Source organism: Chloroflexota bacterium (assembly GCA_026389585.1).
In the GTDB taxonomy this organism is placed as follows: domain Bacteria; phylum Chloroflexota; class Dehalococcoidia; order UBA2247; family RBG-13-53-26; genus JAPLHP01.
Window position 1 is genome coordinate 1 of record JAPLHP010000089.1, and the last position, 6620, is coordinate 6620.

General features: G+C 54.2%; 6 protein-coding genes. 3 read left to right on the forward strand and 3 right to left on the reverse strand.

The window, feature by feature from the left end; genetic code table 11:
• Positions 1–415 precede the first annotated feature (415 nt).
• The 3 genes from heR to NTZ04_08315 all read left to right on the forward strand — a co-directional run bounded on the left by heR (position 416) and on the right by NTZ04_08315 (position 2642).
• The gene (gene heR / locus NTZ04_08305; GenBank protein MCX5992306.1) at positions 416–1207 is read left to right on the forward strand and encodes a heliorhodopsin HeR; all 792 of its coding nucleotides are present in this window, start codon (positions 416–418) and stop codon (positions 1205–1207) included.
• Between the two features lie 354 nt (positions 1208–1561).
• Positions 1562–2092, forward strand: coding sequence for a hypothetical protein (locus NTZ04_08310; GenBank protein MCX5992307.1), 531 nt, complete (start codon positions 1562–1564; stop codon positions 2090–2092).
• A 103-nt stretch (positions 2093–2195) separates the two neighbouring features.
• Positions 2196–2642 carry a C-GCAxxG-C-C family protein gene (locus tag NTZ04_08315; GenBank protein ID MCX5992308.1) on the forward strand — a complete coding sequence of 149 codons (447 nt, stop codon included), beginning with the start codon at positions 2196–2198 and terminating at the stop codon, positions 2640–2642.
• Between the two features lie 327 nt (positions 2643–2969).
• Here NTZ04_08315 and NTZ04_08320 read toward each other — a convergent pair whose 3' ends face one another.
• The 3 genes from NTZ04_08320 to nrdR form a co-directional block, all read right to left on the reverse strand.
• Positions 2970–3131 (reverse strand): hypothetical protein, encoded by a 162-nt coding sequence (locus tag NTZ04_08320; GenBank protein ID MCX5992309.1) that lies wholly within the window; start codon positions 3129–3131, stop codon positions 2970–2972.
• A 114-nt stretch (positions 3132–3245) separates the two neighbouring features.
• Positions 3246–5849, reverse strand: a complete 2604-nt coding sequence (locus NTZ04_08325; GenBank protein ID MCX5992310.1) for a vitamin B12-dependent ribonucleotide reductase — start codon at positions 5847–5849, stop codon at positions 3246–3248.
• A 6-nt stretch (positions 5850–5855) separates the two neighbouring features.
• Positions 5856–6401, reverse strand: coding sequence for a transcriptional regulator NrdR (gene nrdR, locus NTZ04_08330; GenBank protein MCX5992311.1), 546 nt, complete (start codon positions 6399–6401; stop codon positions 5856–5858).
• Positions 6402–6620 lie beyond the last annotated feature (219 nt).

The window sequence follows — 6620 nt, forward strand, 5'->3', positions numbered from 1 at the left end:
CTTAACGTAGTAGTACTAGATCCCTCACTTTCATATCAGTCCTCTCCATTCCTCGGGCAAGTTTGGCAACCCGCTCTATTATAGCCTGTTCCAGGATTCTTGCGATTACAGCTTTACTGGTGTGGCAGTAGTCTGTAAGAATTGACTTACTTCGAAACAGGGTCAAGCGTAAGACCACGAATGGATTTCGTTTTGGGCGGGAATGACGGAGTAGGTCTGTTTGTTCATTTTGGAGCGGGCGGAGTTGTTAGGGAGGCTTTACTTTTTCGGGTACGAATGGTATGACTTGCCATGTATCGATAAGGTACTATTGACAATGGTACGGGTTGCATGGTACCAAAGAGGCCAAGTGGTGCATAAGCATAGCAGTGGCGTGGTGAGAAGGCAAAAAGTCAGATAGAAGAGGAGGTTAGTTATGAGTAGCAACTCTGGTGCAACTATGGAGCCACAATTCGTAAAGCTGAGGTGGTTCAACGCTATCATGTGCGTCCTGCATCTGGCCCAGGCAGCCGCCATGTTAGTTCTGGCCAACGATTATTCGGTTACCATAACCACTTCTTTCTTGAAATGGTTGCCCGCGGGAACCGCGGGCACGGTAACAGACCCTGTGGTGAGCCTGCGCGTCGGTCCGATGGTAGCCGCCTTTCTGCTGATTTCGGCGGTGGCGCATTTCATCATGGCTTCGCCGATTGGGTTCAATTGGTATGTGCGCAATCTGAATAAGGGCATTAACTACCTCAGGTGGTATGAGTATGCACTCAGCGCCTCGCTCATGGTAGTTCTCATCGGTATGTTGAGTGGGGTCCGTGATCTGCCAACCATGATCCTGCTCTTCGCTCTCACGGCTACGATGAACCTGTTCGGCCTGATGATGGAGCTGCATAACCAGAGCACCAGAAGTACAGACTGGACAGCGTACATCTTCGGCTGCATCGCCGGCATCTTCCCCTGGGTGATTATAGCGTGGTACTTTATTGCCGCGATTTCATCTGCTTCGGATACCGTACCCACTTTTGTCTACGGTATTCTGGGCTCGCTCTTTGTGTTTTTCTTCAGCTTTGCTGTGAACATGGTTCTGCAGTACAAGAAGGTTGGGCCCTGGAGGGACTACCTCTTCGGTGAGAAGGTTTACATGATCTTGAGCCTGGTGGCCAAGTCGGCTCTGGCGTGGCAGGTCTTCGGAGGCGCTTTGGCCAGGACTACCTGAAGACCATCCTCGCAGGTTCTTATACGGGAATCTTGAATAATGCTATGATAACATATATCATATGATAACAATATCTCTTGACAATATGTGATAATAGGTATATATTGCGCTCAAATATGAATAAGGGGAGAGACGAAAAAAAGGGGCAGCCGTATTCTGGTGGCACTGCTCCGGCTATCACCCAACCGTTTCCTCAACTGGCTGAGGTGCTGAGCAGGTATGCCCTGCCCAAACTCCACTGCCATAGATGCAGCCATGAATGGATACCGAGAATAGAACGACCACCGAGAGTCTGTCCCCATTGCCGCAGTCCGTATTGGGACAGGCCACGAGAGAAGAAATAGGGAGGCTGGCATGGTTACACTGAACGAACAGGAAAAGACGCTTGGGCAGACAGTACCAGAGGTGCCATTGGCAGAGGCAGCCAGACTTCTTGGAGTGAGCACCAAGACCGTATGGCGTCGAATAAGGCTGGGTCTCCTGGTAGCTCGTAAGGAGCATGGGGAGTGGCTTGTCCAGGTTGGCAATGGACAACCAGGACAAAATGGACAATCTCTGCCCAGAGTATCCAGCTCGGATAGGGAAAAGCTCGAAGCTGAGATGGAGGAACTGCTGAAGGCCAAGTATGACCAACTGCGAGGAAAAGAGAGGGAGATACATCATCTTGAAGAGCAGTTGGGGGAGAGGAACGGCCAGATAGACTTCCTCAGGGCTGAGCTGGGCAGAAGAGACGAGGAAATCAAGGAGAAGAATAAGCAAATCGATGGACTTAATGAGCGCATCAAGGAAGCGCATTTCCTGGCTGCCCAGCAGCGCAAGCTATTGCCCGAGCCAGGGAAGAAACCCTGGTGGCAATTCTGGAAACGAGGCGAGGCGATAGAGTGAAGAGGCGATAAATAATAGATGGCCTTCTGGCGACTCAGAATCTGCCAGAACCAGTGATCTTCGGCAACACTGGAGAAATCTATGGCTCAGTTTATGAGGATATATGGATAGAGCTGGTGATGCATATACACTCATGGCTGCCCACCGGATGAATTGTGCCCAGGTTGTATTAAGTACTTATTGTGATAAATTTGGGCTGGAACGCAGTTTGGCGTTGAAATTGGCTCAAGGATTTGGCGGTGGCATGGGGCGTACTGGCAAGACGTGTGGTGCGGTCACCGGCGCCTATATGGTGCTGGGACTGGCACAGAAAATGTCATCCGACAGCCCACGCGAAAGTCTGGAAAAAACCTATGCACTCGTGCGCGAGTTCAATCGAAGGTTCGAGGCACTCCATGGCTCATTGATATGTAAAGAGCTTATTGGCTATGATCTAAGCACGCCGGAAGGTCTTGTTGAAGCACGGGACAAGAAGATATTTACATCTGTTTGCCCCGACTTCGTGAGGGATTCGGTAAGAACATTGGAGATGCTGCTCCAATCAAGGTGAACACCACCCTAAGAGTCCTGCCTGTTTGATACCCTATCTCCTGGGGACCCGAATCACGTCCTCAATACAGAAACGCAAAGGTCTTTTCAAACGTCTTGGTTTTGCCTTCTATCCTGTTTGGTGAGCCGTGGGGTCCAATAGACAGAACTGGAAACGTGCCCCTCAAGGTAGTCTTCGCGTTTCGCTGAGCAGGGTGACATCCGTTGCACTATCTGGACTTTCGAACTGCTTCACCCAGACTATTGTTAGCTTTTGCCCCTTCAAATCCAAACTACACAAATCTCGGTTAATGTGTCTTGTGGCCTAACGTTTGAGCTAAGGGGTGCGTCAGCTCTTCAACGCATCCCTCTTGAGTGCCAGGTTAGGCGCAGATATTCCCTTCTTTTCCATTTCCTCAACAAGTTTCTGCGGAATAGGGCGACACCTGCAGTGTTCGGCATGTTCCAGATGCCACTGGAGCCTTTGTTCAAACGTGGCTCTAGCAGGCATTTTGTGCATCCGATGCCAATCTCTATTCAATCTGGACTTACTCATGTTTTACGTTCCACGTTAGGTTAGGTCACCTGACACCCACTGATATCGTAAATGGTAGGGCTGTCGGCGTCAGCCGCATTTGGTGTAGCCGCAGCTGCGGCAGAGGAAGCAGCCCTCCTGATAGACCAGCAGGTTGCCACAGTCGGGGCACTGACCAGCTATGTTCCGGATAGGCGTTGATTCTGCAACGGGTTTGTGTTCCGTACTTTCCTGGCCTTCCCCGGCCTCCTTCTCCAGCACGCTGCTGATGGCGTCCGGACAGGACAGGACGGCGTGCCCTTCCTGCCAGGCAATCGAAGGACAGCGGATGCCTCGAAGCTGCCTGGCAATTTCGGCTGGCTCCACACCTGACCGCAGGGACAGGGAGATGAGCCGGGAGATCCCCTCTAACTGGGCGGTGGCACACCCGCCCGTCTTCCCCAGAGTGGAGAAGACCTCGCATATGCCATGCTCATCCTTGTTGACAGTGACGTAGAGATTACCGCAACCTGTGGATACCTTTTCGGTGGAGCCGCTGGTAGTGCGGGGGCGCTTGCGGGGGGCACGGGCCGCAGGCTCAGCCTTAGTCTCTTGTTTCTCGGGCGCGAGTTCCTGGTGATCGATGCTCAGTACCTGGCTTTCCTTGCTGCGGTCGCGATAGATGGTGATCCCCTTGCAGCCTAACTCATAGGCCAGGCGATAGACCCTGGCCACGTCCTCTCTGGTGGCATCATGGGGAAAATTGACCGTCTTGGAGACGGCGTTATCGGTGTATTTCTGAAAGGCAGCCTGTGTCCTCACGTGCCATTCCGGCGTGATATCGTGAGCAGCCGTGAAAAGCTGCTGCACCCACTGCGGCACCTTGTCCATGCCGCGGACGCTGCCCCTCTGGGCCAGTTCCTTCATCAAGTCCTCGCTGTAGAAATTCTCCTTCCGGGCGACCTCCTCGAAATAGGGGTTCACCTCCAGCAGGTGCTCCCCCTCAAGGATGGTGCGGGTATAGGAGAGGGCAAAGAGCGGCTCGATGCCGCTGGAGCAGCCGGCGAAGATGCTCAGTGTGCCTGTGGGGGCAATGGTGGTGCGGGCGGCATTTCGGAGTTTGGGCCCGCCGGGCACGTCATAGATGCTTCCTTCGAAGGCAGGGAAGGAGCCTCTCTCTTTGGCCAGATCTGCCGAGGCAGCAGTGGCTTCTTTATTAATGAAGCTCATCAGGCTTTCGGCGGTCTCCAGGGCCTTCTCGGAATCATAGGGGATGCCGAGGCAGATCAGGGCGTCGGCGAATCCCATCACCCCGAGGCCGATCTTCCGGGTGGTCTTGGTCATCTTCTCTATCTGGGCAGTAGGAAACTTGTTGGCTTCAATGGTGTTGTCCAGGAACTTGACCACCAGCCTCACCGTGCCGGCCAGCTTGGCATAGTCAATTTCCACGTTGCCATTCTGCTGGCGGAGCATGCGGGAGAGGTTGATGGAACCCAGATTGCAGGACTCGTAGGGAAGCAGGGGCTGCTCGCCGCAGGGGTTAGTGCTCTCAATGGTCCCCAGCTTCGGAGTGGGATTGTCTCTGTTGACGCGGTCGATGAAGATGATGCCGGGGTCGCCCGTTCTCCAGGCCATGTCCACAATCTTGTCAAAGACCTCCCTGGCATTGAGCTTCTGGACGGCCTGCCTGGTATGGGGGTTAATGAGGTCGTAATCGCGGCCCTCATCGACGGCCTTCATGAAGTCCTCGGTGATGGCAACGGAGAGGTTGAAGTTGCTGAAGGCAGTGCCCTTCTCTTTAGCATAGATGAATCTGAGGATATCGGGGTGGTTGATACTGAGGATGGCCATATTGGCCCCGCGACGCATACCACCCTGCTTGATGACATCGGTGGCGACGTCGAAAACGCGCAGGAAGGAGACCGGGCCGCTGGCAATGCCGCCGGTGGAGCCCACCCGGTCGCTCTCCGGGCGGAGTCTGGAGAAGGAGAAGCCGGTGCCGCCGCCGCTCTTATGGATGAGGGCGGTCTGCTTCACCGCTTCGAAGATGGACTCCATGGAGTCGTCAATGGGGAGAACGAAGCAGGCAGAGAGCTGCCCCAGTTCCCTGCCTGCGTTCATCAGAGTGGGTGAATTGGGCAGGAACTCCAGGCTGGTCATCATTTCAAAGAACTGTTCTTCCAGCGTTCTGACATCAGCTTGAGCATTGTAGGCCAGCTCAGCGGAGGCGATGCAATGGGCAACGCGGCGAAACATCTCTTCAGGGGTCTCCACCACCTTGCCCTCAAGGTCTTTCATCAGGTACCGTTTCTCCAGCACCCTCATGGCGTTGGGGTTGAGCTTGATGGTGATCCCTGCGGCGTTCTTTTCAACAGCGGGCTTGGTGCATGACTCTCTCAGTTTGGCATATGCTTCAGCGATCTCTGGATGTCCCATCTCCGTCAAAGCCTCCTTCACCATGCCCTTGATCTCAGGGGGTTGCAGGCTGCGCGGTCCTTTCGGTTTTCCCTTAAGGACAAGGCCTTCCATACCGGGCAGCGGCAGTCTGGTGCCTACCTTTCCCCGCTCCAGGCGTTGAATCACCTGCCCGGTGAGCTGCTCGGCCAGGTTGCGGTCGGAAATACCCACAGACTCGGCGGCGGCGAAGATAGCCCGGGCTATCTGATCGCGGACCAGCCGGTCTGTTTCACCTTTTCTGATGTCAGAGTCAGCCACTGTTTCTCACCTCCTCCCAGCCAGTTCCCTTTTTCGCTGCCTCTTGGGCGGGGCGAGGAACCCGTCCGGGGGGATCAGGGGCAACTGGGCAGCGGGAGCCTTCTCCTGACCTTTCGCCAGGGCATCGATTTCCTGCCGGAAGCTTTCCACGTCGGCAAACTCGCGATAGACGCTGGCAAAGCGAATATAGGCAATGCGGTCCAGTTCCTTGAGGTATTTCATGACCAGTTCTCCGACGCTGGAGCTGGACACCTCGACTTTGCCCAAATGATGGAGATCGCTCTCTATCTTATCCACGAGCTGCTCGATATCCTTGTTAGCAACAGGGCGTTTGGCACAGGCCATGCGAAGTCCTGCAGTCAGCTTGTCGCGGCTGAATTCCTCGCGGCGGCTATCCTTCTTGATCACCAGGAAACTATTGGCCTGAAAGCGCTCGTAGGTAGTAAAGCGGGCGTGGCAGTGCAGACACTCGCGGCGACGGCGTATCCCGTCGTTCATACCCCGAGAGTCGACAACCTTTGAATCCTGGTATCCACAAAAAGGGCATTTCATGAACAGATAAGTCCTATAGATTGCGGTAGGGCATGACTATACCACCACATATAGTGGCCGTCAAGGGGTTTTGCCTTGGATGTCAAGACTCTTTAGAAATGACCTCTTTCTTGACTCATTAGAAATGTCCCATATTGGTTCCTGCTAACTATAGTTCCAGGCAGCCTTGCGTTTGAGAGACCTCAAGCTCATATGCCTCCAAGGGTGATCCGGGGAAGG

Coding starts and splice junctions, on each gene's coding strand:
- heR (MCX5992306.1), top strand. CDS start 416: ATGAGTAGCAACTCTGGTGCAACTATGGAGCCACAATTCGTAAAGCTG.
- NTZ04_08310 (MCX5992307.1), top strand. CDS start 1,562: ATGGTTACACTGAACGAACAGGAAAAGACGCTTGGGCAGACAGTACCA.
- NTZ04_08315 (MCX5992308.1), top strand. CDS start 2,196: ATGGATAGAGCTGGTGATGCATATACACTCATGGCTGCCCACCGGATG.
- NTZ04_08320 (MCX5992309.1), bottom strand. CDS start 3,131: ATGCCTGCTAGAGCCACGTTTGAACAAAGGCTCCAGTGGCATCTGGAA.
- nrdR (MCX5992311.1), bottom strand. CDS start 6,401: ATGAAATGCCCTTTTTGTGGATACCAGGATTCAAAGGTTGTCGACTCT.